This is a genomic window from Arenibaculum sp. (genome assembly GCF_035998295.1).
GTDB lineage: Bacteria > Pseudomonadota > Alphaproteobacteria > Azospirillales > Azospirillaceae > DASYHS01.
Genome location: NZ_DASYHS010000240.1, coordinates 24,522 through 41,086, shown reverse-complemented (window position 1 = coordinate 41,086; position 16,565 = coordinate 24,522). Strand labels below are relative to the sequence as shown.

Sequence of the window (16,565 nt, the reverse complement as noted above, 5' to 3'; positions counted from 1 at the left end):
GGCGGCGAGCCGGAGGCGTTCTGGACGCCGCGCGTAGCGCTCGACCTGCCGGTGCTGATCCCCGAAACCTATGTGCGCGACGTGGGGGAGAGGCTGACGCTCTACGGCCGGATCGCCCGCATCCTGGACGACGAGGAGGCCGAGACCGTCGCCGCCGAGTTGGCCGAGCGCCACGGCCCGCCTCCGACGGAGGTCTCCACTCTCCTGCACGTCGCGGAACTCAGGCGCCTGTGCCGCCTTGCCGGGATCGAGCAGCTCGACGTCGGACCCAAAGGCGTCCTGATCGGTTTCCGTTCGCAAGCCGGTCTCGCGGCCTTCCTGGCGGCCCACCCCGAGGCCCGGGGGCGGCCGGACCGGCGGGCAAGCCTCGCGCTCGCCGAACGGGGCGGCAGCCTGGAGGCGGTGCGGCGGCTGTTGGTGGCCTTGCCCCCGGCCGGGGAGAGGCTGCCGGAAGCACGAGAGGAGAGGGCAGCGTCATGACGACCCACGATACCCGCTGGTGGCAGCACGGAATCGTCTACCAGATCTATCCGCGCTCGTTCCAGGACACCGACGGCGACGGCATCGGCGATCTCGCGGGCATCGTTTCGCGGCTGGACTACCTGTCCTGGCTGGGCGTGGACGCGATCTGGCTGTCGCCGGTCTTCCCGTCGCCGATGAAGGATTTCGGCTACGACATCAGCGACTTCTGCGCGATCCATCCGATATTCGGAACCCTCGATGAGTTCGACCGGCTGGTCACGGAAGCGCATCGGCGCGGCATGAGGCTGATCCTGGACTACGTGCCGAACCACACGTCGGACCAGCATCCCTGGTTCCAAGCCTCGCGCTCCTCGCGCGACGACCCCAAGCGCGACTGGTACATATGGCGCGACCCCGGGCCGGACGGCGGCCCGCCCAACAATTGGCTCAGCACCTTCGGCGGCAGCGGCTGGGAGTTCGACGAGGCGACGGGCCAGTACTACTACCACGCCTTCCTGAAGGAGCAGCCGGACCTGAACTGGCGCGACCCCGAAGTCGTCCGCGCCATGCACGACGCCCTGCGCTTCTGGCTCGACCGGGGCGTCGACGGCTTCCGCGTCGACGTGCTGTGGCACCTGATCAAGGACGACCGGTTCCGCGACAACCCCATCAATCCGGAATGGCGGCCCGGCCACGATCCCTACCAGAGGCTGGTGCCCGTCTACACCACCGACCGCCCGGAGGTGCTCGACGTGGTGGCGGGGCTGCGGAGCGTCGTCGACGAGTATGACGACCGCCTGCTGATCGGGGAGATCTACCTCCCCCTCGAGCGGCTGGTGGCCTATTACGGTACCGATCTGGAAGGGGTCCATCTGCCCTTCAACTTCCAGCTCGTCGAAGCACCCTGGCACGCCCGGTCCCTCGCCCGCATGATCGAGGACTACGAGGAGGCGCTGCCGCCGGGAGGGTGGCCCAACTGGGTGCTGGGCAACCACGACAAGCCGCGCATCGCGTCGCGCGTCGGCACCGCTCAGGCGCGCGTCGCCGCGATGATGCTGCTGACGCTGCGCGGGACGCCGACCATGTACTACGGCGACGAGATCGGCATGCACGACGTACCGATCCCGCCCGACCGCATCCAGGACCCGTTCGAGAAGAACGTACCGGGCCTGGGGCTCGGGCGCGATCCGCAGCGCACGCCGATGCAATGGGAGCCCGGCAGGGCAGCCGGCTTCTCCACCGCCGAGCCGTGGCTGCCGGTTCCCGGCGATGCCGACACCGTCAACGTCGCGACGCAGGAGCAGGCGCCGGACTCGATGCTGGCCCTGTACCGCAACCTTGTCGCGCTACGCCGGGGGGAACCTGCGCTGAACCGCGGTTCCTTCGTGCGGATAGAGGCGGAAGGCGACGTGCTGGTCTATCTGCGCGAGCACGAGGGGCGGTGCTTCGCCGTGCTGCTCAACCTGGGCGACGAGCCTCACGAGGCTCACGGGGTGCCTGCGGGAGCGGTCGTCCTCTCGACCGGCCTCGACAGGAGCGGCGAGCCCGTCGAGGGGACGGTCTCGCTGCATGCCGGCGAGGGCCTGATCGTCGAGGTGGGACGGCGCGGACGCTGAACCCGTCCCGCGCTTCAGGCGAGGTCGGGCTGGCTGCCCGGGAAGCGTGGATCGCTCGGGTCGACCGGACGGCCCGGGACCTTGCCGGGCAGGATGCCGATCTGCTCCTCGTCCGGGTCGGGCCGGCGTTCGGGGGTTTCGTCGGTCTTCTCCTTTCCAGGAGTCCGTGGGCGGGGATCGTCGCGCTCGGTGTCGTTCATGCTGTCCTCCTGCCCCTGAAACAGCCCGGCCGCATCGCGTGTTCCTGTGTCCATGGGCGGAACGTTCGAGATTGCCGGAGTGACGCCGACGCATCCGGACCGGGTGCTGTGTGGCCGGGACAGGGCCTGACCAACCTGCGCGACGAACGGGCGGCGAGCACCGTCGCGCCGTGGTCTCCCCGGGCGCGGCCGGGCCCACCCGTCGGCATGCCGTTCGCCTGGGACGTGGGCGCGGCGCGGTCCGCCCCCGGCCGGTTCACGCTCGCCACCCTCGCCGGGGCGGCCTCCCCCACGAATTCCTGGCCGACCTCCCGACGGTCCGCCAGTCGCCGCCGACCTGATTGCACCATTTGGGGCCGTACGCCTGCACCCGAGTCGCGGGCGTACCGGGCATTCCGGCAGGGGAACGGAAGGGGCGGGCGTGTGTTCAGATTCACAGTGCAGGAGCCGCCGCCGTCGGCTGCCGGAGTTCCGGGGCCGAGGCGACCTTCCCCGCGCAAGCGGGGACCATCGCCTTGTTGCATCGGCGCCCCATATTCTCTCTTGGGGTATCCGACGTTGGCGGGGGCGGTTCGGTAGGCTGCGAAACCCCTTGTTAACCGAACCCGCTTTAGCTTAACGATTAACCATGAAGGGTGAGAGGGTGTACGGCTTGGCGCGTCCCACCGCAGAACCGATCCCCGATGCTTCCGCCGAGTTGGGAAGCGCGTCGACGGTGCTGCCGCGCTCCCGGGAGGGGGTCTCGATCACTCCCGGCACCGTATCCGAAAGCCGTACTTTCGACCGGGCGTGGACCGATGCGTCACGATCCGGTCACACTTGGCGGCAACTCTCGATGCATAGGCCGGAAATCCGGCGGGGGCGTGTCGCGTTGGCGACGTGCGCTGGGAAGCATCAAGCCCCATCCGATTCGTTTTTGGACAATGCCCGCCTGCGCACTAGGTTGGTTCATTATTGGGAAAACGCGGGGAAAGCTTGCGTGAGTAGCGATGATGTTCAGCCACGAGGGAATGTTGGCGGGGAGGAGTCATGAGTATCATTGCCTGCGGCAGCCCTGGATAGGTGAGGCGATATGGGTCCAGTCGAGCGCCGCAGGAACAATGGAAGCACCTTTGCAAAGGAGTGACCGATGTTCCCGGCCGACGAACTGTTCACCGCCTACTCGCGCAATTACGAGGGTCGCAAAGAGACCGAACTCTCCCTTTCGGAATATCTGGAGCTCTGCAAGTCCGACCCGACGGCGTACGCTTCCGCACCCGAGCGGATATTGACGGCGATCGGCGAACCGGAGGTCGTGGACACGTCCAAGGACGCCCGCGTCGGCCGCATCTTCATGAACCGCACCATCAAGGTGTATCCGGCCTTCGCCGACTTCTTCGGCATGGAGGAGACGATCGAACGCATCGTCGGCTTCTTCCGCCATGCCGCCCAGGGACTGGAGGAGCGCAAGCAGATCCTCTACCTGCTCGGTCCGGTCGGTGGCGGCAAGTCGTCGCTGGCGGAGCGGTTGAAGACCCTTATGGAGCGTTGCCCGGTCTACGTCCTCAAGGCGGGCAAGGAGGTCAGCCCGCTGTTCGAAAGCCCGCTCGGCCTGTTCGATCCCGACTCCATGGGACCGATCCTGGAGGACCGCTACGGCATTCCGGCGCGCCGGCTGACCGGGCTGATGAGCCCCTGGGCGCTCAAGCGCCTGGACGAATTCGGCGGCGACATTTCCAAGTTCAAGGTCGTCCGGCTGATGCCGAGCAAGCTGCGCCAGGTCGCGGTCGCCAAGACCGAGCCGGGGGATGAGAACAACCAGGACATCTCCTCGCTGGTCGGCAAGGTCGACATCCGCAAGCTCGAGATGTATCCCCAGAACGATCCGGACGCCTACAGCTTCTCCGGCGGGCTGAACCGGGCGAACCAGGGCCTGCTCGAATTCGTCGAGATGTTCAAGGCCCCGATCAAGATGCTGCATCCGCTCCTGACGGCCACGCAGGAGGGCAACTACACCGGGACCGAAAACATCGGCGCGATGCCGTTCCAGGGCATCATCATGGCCCATTCGAACGAGGCCGAGTGGCAGAGCTTCAAGAACAACAAGAACAACGAGGCCTTCATCGACCGCATCTGCGTGATCAAGGTCCCGTACTGCCTGCGCGTGACCGAAGAGATGCAGATTTACGACAAGCTGATCCGCACCTCCGACCTCGCAAGCTCGCCCTGCGCGCCGTTCACGCTGGAGATGCTGGCCCGCTTCTCGGTGCTGTCACGCCTGCGCGAGCACGAGAACTCCTCGATGTTCAGCAAGATGCGGATCTATGACGGCGAGAGCCTCAAGGAGACGGATCCCCGGGCCAAGTCCATGCAGGAGTACCGCGACGCCGCGGGCGTGGACGAAGGCATGGACGGCATCTCCACCCGCTTCGCGTTCAAGGTCCTCGCCGCCACGTTCAACTACGACACCAACGAGGTGTCCGCCGACCCCGTGCACCTGATGTACGTCCTGGAACAGGCGATCCGGCGCGAGCAGTTCCCCGAAGAGACGGAGAAGCGCTACGTCGAGTTCATCAAGGGCGAGCTGGCGCCACGCTACGCGGAGTTCATCGGGCACGAGATCCAGAAGGCCTACCTGGAGAGCTACCACGATTACGGGCAGAACCTGTTCGACCGGTACGTCGACTACGCGGACGCCTGGATCGAGGACCAGGACTTCAAGGATCCCGACACGGGCCAGATGCTCAACCGCGAACTCCTGAACCAGGAGCTCACGAAGATCGAGAAGCCGGCGGGCATCGCCAATCCGAAGGATTTCCGCAACGAGGTCGTGAAGTTCGCCTTGCGCGCCAAGGCCAACAACGGCGGCCGCAATCCGTCCTGGACCTCGTACGAGAAGATCCGCGACGTCATCGAGCGGCGGATGTTCAGCCAGGTGGAGGATCTGCTGCCGGTCATCAGCTTCGGCAGCAAGAAGGACGGCGAGACCGAGAAGAAGCACTCGGAATTCGTCTTGCGCATGATGGAGCGCGGCTACACCGAGCGGCAGGTCAGACGGCTGGTCGAGTGGTACATGCGGGTGAAGCAGGCCGGTTGAGCCGGCGCCGCCCGTACAACCTCCGTTGGAGAAAGCGCACGTATGAACATCATCGATCGGCGCCTCAATCCCAAGGGCAAGAGCCTGGCAAACCGCCAGCGCTTCCTGAGACGCGCGAAGGAGCAGATCGTCAAGGCCGTGCGCGACTCCTCGGGCAAGCGCAACATCCAGGACCTGGAGAACGGTGAGAAGATCTCCATCGCCGCCGGCGGCGTTCGCGAGCCGACCTTCCACAAGGCAGCCAACGGCGGCGTCCGGGAGCACATCGTTCCCGGCAACAAGGAGTATGTCGAAGGCGACCGCATCCCGCGGCCGGACGGCGGCGGCGGCGGCCGCGGCTCGAAGGCCAGCGCGGACGGCGACGGCGAGGACGACTTCCGCTTCATCCTGTCGCGCGACGAGTTCCTGGACATCTTCATGGAGGATCTGGAGCTTCCCGACCTCGTGAAGCAGAAGATCAAGAAGACCGAGAGCTTCTCGCTTCAGCGGGCCGGCTACAGCTCGTCGGGCACGCCGTCCAACCTCAATCTCGTGCGCACCATGCGCAACAGCCTGTCCCGGCGCATCGCCCTGAAGCGGCCGCGCCCGGCCGAGCTGGACGAGTTGCGCAGGCGGATCGAAGAGATCGAGGAGAAGGGGGGCGAGATCGAGGAGCTGCAGGAACTGCGCGAGCGGCTGGAGCACGTGCTGCGCAGGACCAGGCTGATCCCCTACCTCGACCCGGTGGATGTCCGCTACAACCGGTTCGAGCGGGTTCCCAAGCCGGTCGCCCAGGCGGTCATGTTCTGCCTGATGGACGTCTCCGGTTCCATGACCGAGCACATGAAGGACTTGGCCAAGCGGTTCTTCATGCTGCTCTACATGTTCCTGAAGCGCCGCTACAGCCACGTGGACGTCGTCTTCATCCGCCATACCCACGAGGCGAAGGAGGTGGACGAGGAAACCTTCTTCTACTCGACCGAGACCGGCGGCACGATCGTGTCGACCGCGCTGGAGGAGATGCAGCGCGTCATCCGCGACCGCTATCCGCCCGACGACTGGAACATCTACGCCGCGCAGGCGTCCGACGGCGACAACATGTCGAACGACAACGCCAAGTCGGCATCGCTGCTGGAGAACGCGATCCTGCCGATGTGCCAGTACTTCGCCTATATCGAAGTCGCCCAGGAGCATGACGGCGGGCTGGGCGGGGCGCTCGGCGCCGCGTTCGGGCGCGAGACCGACTTGTGGCGGACCTACAAGCTCGTCGCCAAGCCGGGCGCTCCGATGGCGATGCGGCGGGTCAAGAACCGCCGCGAGATCTTCCCCGTGTTCCGGGAGCTCTTCTCCCGTGAGAACGCGACCGCGTAAGGCAGGGACGCCCATGCTGACGAAACTCGAATCCCGGTCCGGCGGCCTCCTCTACGAAGGGCCCGACTGGAATTACGATACGATCAAGCGCATCCACGGTGCCGTGGAGGACATCGCGCTCGGCGAGATGGGATTGGACATCTATCCCAATCAGATCGAGGTGATCACCTCCGAGCAGATGCTCGACGCCTACTCGTCGATCGGCATGCCGCTGATGTACAAGCACTGGTCCTTCGGCAAGCATTTTGCCCGCGACGAGACGTTGTACCGCAAGGGCATCAGGGGGCTCGCCTACGAGATCGTGATCAATTCCAGCCCGTGCATCAGCTACATCATGGAGGAGAACTCCGCCACGATGCAGACGCTGGTGATCGCGCACGCGGCGTTCGGCCACAACCATTTCTTCAAGAACAACAACCTGTTCCGCCAGTGGACGGATGCCAAGGGCATCCTCGACTATCTGGAGTTCGCGAAGAATTTCATCGCGCGGTGCGAGGACCGGTACGGCGCCCAGAACGTCGAGCGGGTGCTGGATGCCGCCCACGCCGTGATGAGCCACGGGGTGCATCGCTACCCGCGCAAGTCGGCGCCGAACCTGCGCGAGGAGGAGCGCCGCGAGATCGAGCGCCAGGCGCATGCGGAAAGGATCTACAACGACCTTTGGCGCACCGTCCCCGGCAAGGCCGGACGGGCCGACACGCCGACGGCCATGGCCCAGCGCAAGGCGCTGCTCGGCCTGCCGGAGGAAAACATCCTCTATTTCCTCGAGAAGAAGGCGCCGCGGCTGGCTCAGTGGCAGCGGGAGATCCTGCGGATCGTTCGCCACATCGCCCAGTACTTCTATCCTCAGAAGCAGACCAAGCTGATGAACGAAGGCTGTGCGACTTATGTCCACTACTACCTCATGAACAGGCTGCACCAGAAAGGCATGCTGCCGGAAGGCGCGATGCTGGAATTCCTTCACAGCCATACCAGCGTGGTCTTCCAGCCTGAGTTCGACGACCCCCGCTTCTCCGGGATCAATCCCTATGCGCTGGGATTCGCGATGATGCAGGACATCGCCCGCATCTGCACCGATCCCAGCACCGAGGACCGGGACTGGTTCCCCGACATCGCCGGCAACGGTGACCCTCTCGGCACCTTGCGCGATGCCTGGGCCAATTTCCGCGACGAGAGCTTCGTGCTCCAGTACCTCAGCCCGGAGCTGATGCGCAGGATGCGCCTGTTCCACGTCCGCAACGACGCCGCCGAACCCGACCTCGTGGTCGAGAACATCCACAACGAACGGGGCTACCGGTCGCTGCGCAAGGCATTGGCCCGGCAGTACGACATCGCCTATGCCGACCCGGACATCCAGATCGTGGACGTCGACCTGGCCGGGGACCGCAAGCTGGTGCTCCAGCACCGGGTCACCAACCGGATCCTGCTCGACGAGAGCGAGGCGAGGGCGGTGCTGCGCCACGTCGCCAATCTTTGGGGGTACGAGGTGATGCTGGTCGAAGTCGATGCCACTACCGAAGCCGTCCTGAAGGAGCATACGGTGGCCGGCAGTTCGGTCCTGCTGGCCTGAGGGCACGCTTCCAATCTTGATCCACCTCTCTCGAGGCGTTCCGAATGTTTACCAATTCTTCAACAGAAATTGGTAGGTTGGCTGCCCCTCGTCGCGACGTAACTCCATGGACGGCCAGAGAATGCGCGTGCTCCTCGCAGACGATCACAACCTGGTCCGCGATGCGCTGAAGAGTTACGTGGAACGCCTTGAACCCGAATCGGAGGTGCTGACCGCGCAGTCGCTGGCCGACGCCATGGCCGTCGCCGACCGGTCGGAGGCCGTCGATCTCGTGATCCTGGACCTGAAGATGCCGGGGATGGACGGGCTGAAGGGTCTGCGGGAAATGCGCGAGCGCATGCCGACCGTTCCCGTGGTCCTGATGTCCGGGGCCGCGACCCAGGACGACGTCCGCGCGGCGCTCGACCTGGGCGCGCGGGGCTTCCTGCCCAAGACGATCTCCGGCCAGGCCCTCGTCTCGGCGTTGCGGCTGATCCTCGCGGGCGAACGCTTCGTTCCGCTCGACGCCCTCGACGGCAGGGAGGAAGCGCAACCGGTGCGCATCGAGGGCGGCGTGCCGTTGACCCACCGCGAAGGCGAGGTCCTGACCTATCTCGAGAAGGGGTGGTCGAACAAGGAGATCGCGCGCGCGCTCGAACTCCAGGAGGTCACGATCAAGCTGCACATCCGCGGCATCTGCCGCAAGCTCGGGGCCAAGAACCGCACTCAGGCGGCCCTGCGCGCGCAGGAGCTGCGCCGGAACTCGTGACCTGCGATCGGGACGCCGCCAGGGGCGGAGTTCCGCCCTTTCGGATAGGGTCCGGATCCCGGCGCGGCCGTGCGGTAGCCCGATGAGAGATTGTCTCCCGCGCGATATTGCCCGAACTTGCCTTCCCGGGGGGCGGAAGCCGGCGGCGGAACCGCCCTCGAGGGGAGGGAGACGATGACGACGAAACTGCTGTCCGGCCTGTTCGGGCTGGCCGTAGCGGCGGCCGGGGCGCTGGCGGCCCCCGCGAAGGCGGAGACCGCGTCGGCGGCACCGCTGGCCGCGCCGACCGGCGCGGTAATCCTCACCGTTTCAGGCGATATCGAGGTGCGCAACGCGGACGGCCGGGCGGAGTTCGACCGCGGCCTGCTCGAGGCGCTGCCCCAGACCGAGGTCGTGACCTGGACGCCCTGGACCGGCCGGGAGCCGGTCCGCTTCTCGGGGGTCCTGATGGCGGACCTGATGGAGCGGCTGTGCGCGTCGGGTGGCCCGATCGTCGCGTCCGCGCTGAACGACTACCGCGTGGAGATCCCGATGTCCGATCTCGATCGTCACGACGTCCTGCTGGCGCTGCGGCGCGACGGGGAGGTGATGCAGGTGCGCGACAAGGGGCCGTTGTGGATCATCTACCCCCTCGATCCGGCCGAGCCGGTGCTGGCCGAGATCGAACGCCGGATGGTCTGGCAGCTCGACGAGTTGATCGTACGATGAAGCAGGCGCGGCAGCTGGCCCCGAGACTGCTCGCGGGCGCGATCATCATCGTCTTCCTCGTCGCCGCCCTGCTGAGCGCGTTCCGCCTCATCGGCGAGAAGGAGCTGATCTTCTCCTCCTACCGCCGCGGCACCTGGGCGGCGGCCCAGATCGAGACCGAGTACCTGAAGCTGCGCCACGCGCTGGCCGAGTTCCGGGCCGAGCCGCCCGGCGCCAGCCTGAGCGACCTGGAACTGCAGTTCGAGCTGTTCTGGAGCCGGTTGCCCATCCTGCTGGACAGCGAGGACGGGGAGGGGCTGCGGGCCATCCCCGGCGTGGTCGCGAGCCTGAGCAGGATCCGCGACGAGCTGCCGGGCATCGAGGCGACGCTGCGCGGACTGGAGACCCGCGACGCGGCGGCGATCCGCGACGTCCAGCGGCGCCTGGAAGCGTTCCGGCTGCCCCTCCACGACATCGTGCGGCGGACCCTGATCCAGGACAACTACATCTACAGCCGGGAGCGCCTGTACCGGGCCTATGTCGACATGCTGGCCGCCTTCAGTGTGGTGCTGGTCACCGGCGCGCTGCTGATCGTGCTGCTGATGCTCGAACTGAGGCGGTCGCGGCGCCTGTACGCCGAGGCGCGCAGGGCCGAAGCCGACGTCAAGGCCGCCCAGGCGCGCATGCTGGACGCTATCGAGAGCGTCGACGGCGCGTTCATCCTGCTCGACGCCCGGGGCAAGGTCGTGATGGCGAACGACCGGTACCGCCAGTACTACCCGGCCTCGGCGCCGCTGGTCGGGCCGGGCCGGCATTTCTCCGAGATCGTCCGTGCCGCGTTCCGGGGCGGTCAGTTCCGCACGCCGCTGGGAGAGACGGACTACGTCGCCTCGCGCCTCGGACGGGTGGCCGGATCGGGTCCGTGGGAGGAGGCGCTTGCGGACGGTCGCGTCCTGCTGGTCAACGAACGCGGGACCGCGGATGGCGGCCGGGTCTGCGTGTCGACGGACATCACCGAGCAGAAGGAGGCGGAAAACGTCCTGCGCCAGCGGCTGCTTGCGCTCGACAGTTCCATCGACGGCATCGCCGTCCTCGATGCGGCGGGACGGTTCACCTATCTGAACGACAGCCATGCCCGGATATACGGTTTCGGGCGCGCCGACGAGCTGATCGGACGGAGCTGGGAGATCCTCTACGACGCCGACGAGCGGCTGCGCTTCCGGACGGAGATCCTGCCCGTGGTCGAGGAGAAGCGGCGCTGGCAGGGGGAGACGGCCGGCCTGCGCCGCGACGGCGGCCGCTTTCCCCAGGAACTCACCCTCAGCGCTCTCGACGATGGCGGCCTCGTCTGCATCGTGCGCGACGTCAGCCGCCGCAGGCGGGCCGAGTTGGAGCGCGTGCAGCTTCAAGAGCAGTTCCACCAGGCCCAGAAGCTGGAGGCCGTCGGCCGGATGGCGGGGGGCATCGCCCACGACTTCAACAACATCCTCGCCGCCATGATGGGGTATGCCTCCTTCCTGGCGGAGGATCTTCCTCCGGGATCGCGGGAGCAGGGCTTCGCGGGCCAGGTCCTCGTGGCCGGCGAGCGGGCCAAGAGCCTCGTCCAGCAGATCCTCGCCTTCAGCCGGTCCAGGGACGTGGAGCGCAGGACGATCGATCCCGGCCGCGTCGTGGCGGAAACGGCGGACCTGCTGCGCGCGACCCTGCCGAAGAACGTGGCGCTCCTGGTCGAGGCGGAGGAGGGCCGCCGGCTCGTCGACGCCAACGCGACCCAGCTCAGCCAGGTGCTGATGAACCTGTGCCTGAATGCCGTCGATGCGATCGGCCCGAAGCAGGGGTCGATCAGGATCTTCCTGGAGGACGCCGGAGCGGCCGGCGACGGCGCGCTCGCCCCTGTCCCTTCCCCCGACCCGGCGGACGGCGGGGTCCTGGTGTCGGGCGCCGGCCGGATACGGATGCGGGTGGGCATGGCCGACCTGCCCGCGTCCTGCGTGCGGATCGCGGTCGAGGACACCGGCAGCGGCATGGGGCGCGACGTCATGGAGCGGATGTTCGAGCCCTTCTTCACCACCAAGGGCGTGGGCAAGGGCACCGGGCTCGGCCTGGCCGCGGTACACGGGATCGTCGGCGCGCATGGCGGGGCCCTGACGGTCGAGAGCGAGCCCGGCGCGGGAACACGGTTCGCGATCTACCTGCCGCAGGCGGCGGAACGGACGCTCTCGCCCGAGCGTGGCCGGCCCGCGGCGGCGCCGACCGGCAAGGGGCACATCCTGATCGTCGACGACGAGGAGCAGGTCCGCGACATGCTCGCCCATGCGCTGGAGCGGCTGGGCTACGACGTCGCCACCTGCACGGGCGCGCTCGAGGCGATCGAGGTGATGGACGAGGACCCGGCCGCCTTCGACCTCGTCATTTCGGACCACATGATGCCGGACATGACGGGCCAGCAGCTCGCCACCCGGCTGGCGGTCACGCATCCCGGCCTGGGCGTGGTCCTGTGCACCGGCTTCGTCGATGCCGACCCGCGTCCGGAACCGCCGCCCAACGTCGCCGCCACGCTGACGAAGCCGGTCGACCACGGTACGCTCGCCGTGACCGTCAGCCGTGCGCTCGAGCGGTTCCGGGCCGATTGCGAGGAGGGCGAGCCGGCACTGTCGGCCTGACTGCGCGGGATTGCGCGAAGATGGCCGGCAGGCGAAGCTGGGGGCCAGCAACGAAGGAACGACATGCGATGCCGACCGTGACCGCCGCGATCCTGGTGATCGGAAACGAGATCCTCTCCGGGCGTACCCAGGACGCCAACCTCGCCTTCCTCGCCCGCCGTCTCACCGGGATCGGCGTCCGGCTGCGCGAAGCCCGCGTCGTTCCGGACGACGCGGACGAGATCGTCGCCGCGCTGGACGCGCTCCGGAGCCGTTACGACCACGTCTTCACGACCGGCGGCATCGGGCCCACGCACGACGACATCACGAGCGCCTGCGTGGCCCGGGCCTTCGGCGTGCCGCTGGAGCGGAACCCGGAAGCGGTCCGGCGGCTGGAGGCGCATTACGGCGACCCCGCGATGCTGAACGCCGCCCGGCTGCGCATGGCGGAGATCCCCGCGGGCGCGACGCTGATCGACAACCCCGTCAGCGCCGCGCCCGGCTTCACGATCGGCAACGTCCACGTCCTGGCGGGAGTGCCCACGATCATGCAGGCCATGTTCGACGGCATCGCGGCAGGGCTGAAGGGCGGGGACCCCGTGCATGCCCGCACGGTCACCTGCTCGCTCGCGGAGGGTACGCTGGCCGAGGGGCTCGGCGCGCTCCAGGACCGTTACCCCGGCCTGGAGATCGGCAGCTATCCGTGGTTCCGCAACCGCCAGTTCGGCGTCAGCCTCGTGCTGAGGGGCACCGATGTGGCCGAGCTCGACCGTGCGACCGAGGAGCTGTGCGGGTTGGTGCGGTCCCTGGGCGGCGAGCCGGAGGTCGGCGGCGGCGACGCCTGAGCCGCGATGGCCGTCAGCCGCCGAAAGCACGGTAGAGAAGGACCAGGAGGACGAGCACGCCGAGCCAGGCTGCGGCGTGGCTCAGCAGGCGGCCGCGGCCGAGCGCCAGCGCCGCCGGCCCGATCAGCGCCAGGACCAGCAGCAGATAGACCAGCCTCATCCAATCGAATTCCGCCATGGCACGCTCCTCGACCGGGCGCCATGCTACCCGGTCGCGCGCCGGAAAAACGTCGAAATCGCCGGGATGCTGTGGCATGGTGCCGGCGATCGTGCGGACGTGGTGAAATCGGTAGACACAGCAGACTTCAACGGAGTGCCTCCGGGGAAACCTGGGGAGTAGAACCGCTCAAACTCGGGGAAAGCTTCGGACCAGCGTCCATGCCGATCCCGAGCCAAGCCCCGGCCCATCGGCCGGGGAAGGTGTAGAGACTAGACGGGCGGCACCTAAAGCCCCTCGGGCCATGGTGAAGGTATAGTCCAGACCACGAACACGGCTCGTGGCGGCGAAAGCCGAAGTGGTACGAAAATCTGCTTCCCGCAAGGGAGTGCGGGTTCAAGTCCCGCCGTCCGCACCATCCCCCGGTCCGGTCCCGGGGCTCTTGCGCAGCCTCGCCATCCACACGCCCCCGAGCCACGCGCCCCCGAGCGCCGCCGCCAGCCACACCCACCCGTGCAGGCTGCCCTGGGCGACCCCGGCGACATGGGCGCCGACCAGTCCGCCTTGCCCGATCAAGGCGCCGTAGCCCAGCAGCAACCCACCCGCCGCCGACCAGGGGACCGACGCCCCGCCGAGGGCGATCAGCCCTGCGAGCGGAACGGCAAGGTCGAGCGCGACGGTTGCGGCGGGCATGCCGCCGGCCCAGATGCCGGCCGCCGGAAGCGCCAGGCCGGCCGCGACCGCCAGCGCCGCCGCCGTGCCCGACGGCGCGGCGCGTACGCGTCCGGCCTTCTCGAACAGGATCGCGAAGCCGGCGGCAGAAGCGAGCACCGCGATGCTGAGCACCAGGGCGGGCACCCACCCCATCGCCGCCGGCAGCGAGACGGGGGCGAGGGCGGGCAGGCCCTGCCACCATTGCGCCTGCACCGCTCCCAGCAGCGCGCCGAGAAGGATCGAACCCGATCCCGCGGCCAGCGCGGCGCGGCGCTGCGCCGCCGGCCGGATGGAAGAGCGGCCGGGGCCAAGGGCGAGCCGGCCGCCGGCCCCGGATGCGAAACCGCCAGCCAGCAGCGCCAGCCCGACCGGGGCCGCCGGGGCGCCGTCCGCCAGGGGCATGAACACCAGGCAGCCGACGGCAAGCGCGGCGAGGTGCCACTTCAGGCCCCACGCCGGCCCCAGCGCAGCCATCGCCATGATCATCGCTGCGGCCCGTGTGGACCGTCGGACGGAGGCGTTCGAGCGTCCCAGCGAGAGGTCGGCCATGATCGAGCCCTGCTTTCCTGGGGTTCTACTGTGGAACCTGGTGAAATATCGAATATAATATGTAAATAACACGGCCAAACCGACCGAAAAAATACAATTTACATATGTTGATCTCGTGATCGGATACGGCGTTCCGCCGCCTCCCCGAAAAGGTTAATCCTTTATGCCGGAGGCTCACGGGCATCGACGGAGGAAAGGGCATGACCAGCGAGATCAGGACCTTCAGGATCCGGGACGACGCGGTGCAGGATGACGAGGCGATCCTGGCCGAGTTCCTGCGGACGGTGGAGGTCTCCGGGATAGAGACGGCATTCGCCGACGGCGCCTGGCGTATCCTGGTGCTCTACCAGGACCTGCGCCGGCGCGAGGAGACACGGCAGATCCACAGCGCGATCGTCGCCGCCCTGAACCAGTGGCGCCGCCGGACGGCGGCGGCGGCGGGCGGACGGCACGAGGACGTGATCCCGGACACCGCCGTGTCCGAGATCGCCCGCTACGCGCCGACGACCGAGATCGAGCTCGGCGTGGTCGCGGGATCGCTCGGCATCGACGTCGCGGGTCACGGGGCGGCGATCGTGCAGGTGGTGCGCCAGACCCTGGAGGGACTGACGGACGCCCCCTGAACGGCGGGCACTCCGCGCGAGGGCGGTTCCGTAGCGCCGACTCGATGCCATATATGGGCACGACGAGGACGCGTCCGACCTCGGGAGGCCGTGGAGAAGATCGATGCGCATGCTACTAGCGACCGCACTGATGCTCGCCGCGTTGCAGGCGGCGGGCGCGCCGCCCGTTTCCGCCGGAGAGCCGTCGCCGCTGCCGGACGAGGCGACCCGGGATATCCTCGAAGGGATGGAACGGTTGCGCGACGGCATGTCCAAGCTGATCGACAGCCTGCCCCGCTACGCGCCGCCCGAGATCACCGAGGACGGCGACATCATCATCCGTCGGCTCGATCCCGGGCAGGGCGGGGACGACCGGCGCGAGGACGTGCCGCGCCGCGCGCCTCCGGCGGAACCGGGCGGCGTCCGGATCTGACGCCCGGCGCTCACTCCCGTGCCGGCGCGTCGTAGTCGCCGACCAGCAGGGACCGGAGGAGAACAGCTCCAGCGCGAGCCTGCCGCCGCCCCGGTTACGGAGGCAGGCGGAAGCCGAAGGAGCGTATGAACGCATCGGCCTCGGCCATGATCGCGTTGATCTCGGAACGTCTCATGCCGATCCTCCCGTCCACGTCCTTGGTTCAGCCGTTCTGATAGACGACCGCCGAGCCGGGTTCGAAATCCCCGACGATGCGGTCCCAGTTCACGAGGTCGACGGTCTCGACGTGGCGCGCGGCGTGTTCCGGCGTCTTGCCGAACCGGACGTGACGGGCGAGCAGCCTGCCCCGGCAGGCCTCCCGGTCCACCATCAGGAACACCCGGCGGTCGAGCATCGCCGCGGCCGCCGGCCAGGAACCCGACCGCAGGTACAGGTAGTTCCCCTCGACCAGCGCGATCCGATGGTTCCCGCCCAGGACGATCCCGCCCGGCGTCGGCTCGTCGAGGTCGCGCGTGAAGGTCGGGACGGGCAGCGGCGATTCGCCGTCGCGCACGCGTGGCAGCAGGGCCGCGAAGCTCTCGGCGTCGAATGTCTCCGGCCGTCCCTTCACGGCCCGCAATCCGCGGGCGTCGAGCACGGCGTTGGACAGGTGGTAGCCGTCCATCGGCACCACCGCCGCGATCGTCCGGCCGCACGCCCGGTCGAGGGCCGCCGCGAGCGCCTCGGCCACCGTGCTCTTCCCGGCGCCGGGCGGTCCGGCGATCCCGACCGTCAGCCGGCGGCCGGGCGGCGTCGTCGCGAGCGCGCCCAGCAGGGTCCGCAACTCCGCCTCGACGATTATCCCGGCGGCGGCCGGCAACGGGTCCTGCATCGCTTGTCCTCCCTTGGGCGGGCGCGGGGGGCGGGAATGCCGC

17 protein-coding genes are annotated in these 16,565 nt (G+C 68.2%); 12 read left to right on the top strand and 5 right to left on the bottom strand.

The window, feature by feature from the left end; translation table 11 throughout:
- Positions 1–480 (top strand): TRCF domain-containing protein (locus tag VGO20_RS23005; RefSeq protein ID WP_327504731.1); only part of this gene is annotated, 480 nt, incomplete at its 5' end.
- Complete coding sequence (locus tag VGO20_RS23000; protein WP_327504730.1) at positions 477–2,078, top strand: alpha-amylase family glycosyl hydrolase; 1,602 nt, start codon at positions 477–479, stop codon at positions 2,076–2,078. The genes VGO20_RS23005 and VGO20_RS23000, both read left to right, overlap by 4 nt.
- Positions 2,079–2,092: 14 nt before the next feature.
- On the opposite strand, the gene VGO20_RS22995 is transcribed toward VGO20_RS23000, so the two are convergent.
- The gene (locus VGO20_RS22995; RefSeq protein ID WP_327504729.1) at positions 2,093–2,278 is read right to left on the bottom strand and encodes a hypothetical protein; all 186 of its coding nucleotides are present in this window, start codon (positions 2,276–2,278) and stop codon (positions 2,093–2,095) included.
- Positions 2,279–2,386: 108 nt separating this feature from the next.
- Between VGO20_RS22995 and ligD the strand changes: the two genes are divergently transcribed.
- From ligD to VGO20_RS22955, 8 genes are all read left to right on the top strand, one after another.
- Positions 2,387–2,857 carry a non-homologous end-joining DNA ligase LigD gene (ligD, locus tag VGO20_RS22990; protein ID WP_327504728.1) on the top strand — a complete coding sequence of 157 codons (471 nt, stop codon included), beginning with the start codon at positions 2,387–2,389 and terminating at the stop codon, positions 2,855–2,857.
- Positions 2,858–3,407: 550 nt separating this feature from the next.
- Positions 3,408–5,354 carry a PrkA family serine protein kinase gene (locus tag VGO20_RS22985; protein ID WP_327504727.1) on the top strand — a complete coding sequence of 649 codons (1,947 nt, stop codon included), beginning with the start codon at positions 3,408–3,410 and terminating at the stop codon, positions 5,352–5,354.
- A 42-nt stretch (positions 5,355–5,396) separates the two neighbouring features.
- Complete coding sequence (locus VGO20_RS22980; RefSeq protein WP_327504726.1) at positions 5,397–6,704, top strand: YeaH/YhbH family protein; 1,308 nt, start codon at positions 5,397–5,399, stop codon at positions 6,702–6,704.
- Positions 6,705–6,717: 13 nt separating this feature from the next.
- Positions 6,718–8,274: a SpoVR family protein gene (locus tag VGO20_RS22975; protein WP_327504725.1), complete on the top strand. Its 1,557-nt coding sequence runs from the start codon at positions 6,718–6,720 to the stop codon at positions 8,272–8,274.
- A gap of 106 nt (positions 8,275–8,380) precedes the next feature.
- Positions 8,381–9,022 carry a response regulator transcription factor gene (locus tag VGO20_RS22970; RefSeq protein WP_327504724.1) on the top strand — a complete coding sequence of 214 codons (642 nt, stop codon included), beginning with the start codon at positions 8,381–8,383 and terminating at the stop codon, positions 9,020–9,022.
- 174 nt (positions 9,023–9,196) lie between these two features.
- Positions 9,197–9,730, top strand: coding sequence for a putative pterin-binding protein (locus VGO20_RS22965; protein ID WP_327504723.1), 534 nt, complete (start codon positions 9,197–9,199; stop codon positions 9,728–9,730).
- Complete coding sequence (locus VGO20_RS22960; RefSeq protein ID WP_327504722.1) at positions 9,727–12,372, top strand: hybrid sensor histidine kinase/response regulator; 2,646 nt, start codon at positions 9,727–9,729, stop codon at positions 12,370–12,372. Before VGO20_RS22965 ends, VGO20_RS22960 begins: the two co-directional genes overlap by 4 nt.
- 68 nt (positions 12,373–12,440) lie before the next feature.
- Positions 12,441–13,196, top strand: coding sequence for a competence/damage-inducible protein A (locus tag VGO20_RS22955; protein ID WP_327504721.1), 756 nt, complete (start codon positions 12,441–12,443; stop codon positions 13,194–13,196).
- Between the two features lie 13 nt (positions 13,197–13,209).
- Here VGO20_RS22955 and VGO20_RS22950 read toward each other — a convergent pair whose 3' ends face one another.
- Together VGO20_RS22950 and VGO20_RS22945 are read right to left on the bottom strand one after the other, a co-directional pair.
- On the bottom strand, positions 13,210–13,374 hold the full coding sequence (locus VGO20_RS22950) for a hypothetical protein (RefSeq protein ID WP_327504719.1): 165 nt from the start codon (positions 13,372–13,374) through the stop codon (positions 13,210–13,212).
- A gap of 375 nt (positions 13,375–13,749) precedes the next feature.
- Positions 13,750–14,541: a YeeE/YedE thiosulfate transporter family protein gene (locus tag VGO20_RS22945; RefSeq protein ID WP_327504717.1), complete on the bottom strand. Its 792-nt coding sequence runs from the start codon at positions 14,539–14,541 to the stop codon at positions 13,750–13,752.
- Between the two features lie 275 nt (positions 14,542–14,816).
- Here VGO20_RS22945 and VGO20_RS22940 point away from each other — a divergent pair, with 275 nt between their 5' ends.
- Both VGO20_RS22940 and VGO20_RS22935 read left to right on the top strand, forming a co-directional pair.
- A complete protein-coding gene (locus VGO20_RS22940) occupies positions 14,817–15,239 on the top strand; it encodes an HRDC domain-containing protein (protein ID WP_327504716.1) in 423 nt (140 codons plus the stop codon).
- Positions 15,240–15,348: 109 nt separating this feature from the next.
- Positions 15,349–15,651 carry a hypothetical protein gene (locus VGO20_RS22935; RefSeq protein WP_327504715.1) on the top strand — a complete coding sequence of 101 codons (303 nt, stop codon included), beginning with the start codon at positions 15,349–15,351 and terminating at the stop codon, positions 15,649–15,651.
- Positions 15,652–15,745: 94 nt separating this feature from the next.
- On the opposite strand, the gene VGO20_RS28660 is transcribed toward VGO20_RS22935, so the two are convergent.
- Together VGO20_RS28660 and VGO20_RS22930 are read right to left on the bottom strand one after the other, a co-directional pair.
- Entirely contained in the window at positions 15,746–15,826 is an 81-nt protein-coding gene (locus tag VGO20_RS28660; RefSeq protein WP_414639884.1) for a D-lyxose/D-mannose family sugar isomerase, read from the bottom strand.
- 27 nt (positions 15,827–15,853) lie between these two features.
- A complete protein-coding gene (locus VGO20_RS22930; RefSeq protein WP_327504714.1) occupies positions 15,854–16,522 on the bottom strand; it encodes a nucleoside/nucleotide kinase family protein in 669 nt (222 codons plus the stop codon).
- Positions 16,523–16,565: the final 43 nt, after the last annotated feature.

Bases quoted from the DNA above. Each gene is read 5' to 3' on its own strand.
- VGO20_RS22980 (WP_327504726.1), top strand. From the start codon at position 5,397: ATGAACATCATCGATCGGCGCCTCAATCCCAAGGGCAAGAGCCTGGCA.
- VGO20_RS22935 (WP_327504715.1), top strand. From the start codon at position 15,349: ATGCTACTAGCGACCGCACTGATGCTCGCCGCGTTGCAGGCGGCGGGC.
- VGO20_RS22965 (WP_327504723.1), top strand. From the start codon at position 9,197: ATGACGACGAAACTGCTGTCCGGCCTGTTCGGGCTGGCCGTAGCGGCG.
- VGO20_RS22970 (WP_327504724.1), top strand. From the start codon at position 8,381: ATGGACGGCCAGAGAATGCGCGTGCTCCTCGCAGACGATCACAACCTG.
- VGO20_RS22940 (WP_327504716.1), top strand. From the start codon at position 14,817: ATGACCAGCGAGATCAGGACCTTCAGGATCCGGGACGACGCGGTGCAG.
- VGO20_RS22955 (WP_327504721.1), top strand. From the start codon at position 12,441: ATGCCGACCGTGACCGCCGCGATCCTGGTGATCGGAAACGAGATCCTC.
- VGO20_RS22995 (WP_327504729.1), bottom strand. From the start codon at position 2,278: ATGAACGACACCGAGCGCGACGATCCCCGCCCACGGACTCCTGGAAAG.
- VGO20_RS22985 (WP_327504727.1), top strand. From the start codon at position 3,408: ATGTTCCCGGCCGACGAACTGTTCACCGCCTACTCGCGCAATTACGAG.
- VGO20_RS22960 (WP_327504722.1), top strand. From the start codon at position 9,727: ATGAAGCAGGCGCGGCAGCTGGCCCCGAGACTGCTCGCGGGCGCGATC.
- VGO20_RS22945 (WP_327504717.1), bottom strand. From the start codon at position 14,541: ATGGCTGCGCTGGGGCCGGCGTGGGGCCTGAAGTGGCACCTCGCCGCG.
- VGO20_RS22975 (WP_327504725.1), top strand. From the start codon at position 6,718: ATGCTGACGAAACTCGAATCCCGGTCCGGCGGCCTCCTCTACGAAGGG.
- VGO20_RS22950 (WP_327504719.1), bottom strand. From the start codon at position 13,374: ATGGCGGAATTCGATTGGATGAGGCTGGTCTATCTGCTGCTGGTCCTG.
- VGO20_RS28660 (WP_414639884.1), bottom strand. From the start codon at position 15,826: ATGAGACGTTCCGAGATCAACGCGATCATGGCCGAGGCCGATGCGTTC.
- VGO20_RS23000 (WP_327504730.1), top strand. From the start codon at position 477: ATGACGACCCACGATACCCGCTGGTGGCAGCACGGAATCGTCTACCAG.
- VGO20_RS22930 (WP_327504714.1), bottom strand. From the start codon at position 16,522: ATGCAGGACCCGTTGCCGGCCGCCGCCGGGATAATCGTCGAGGCGGAG.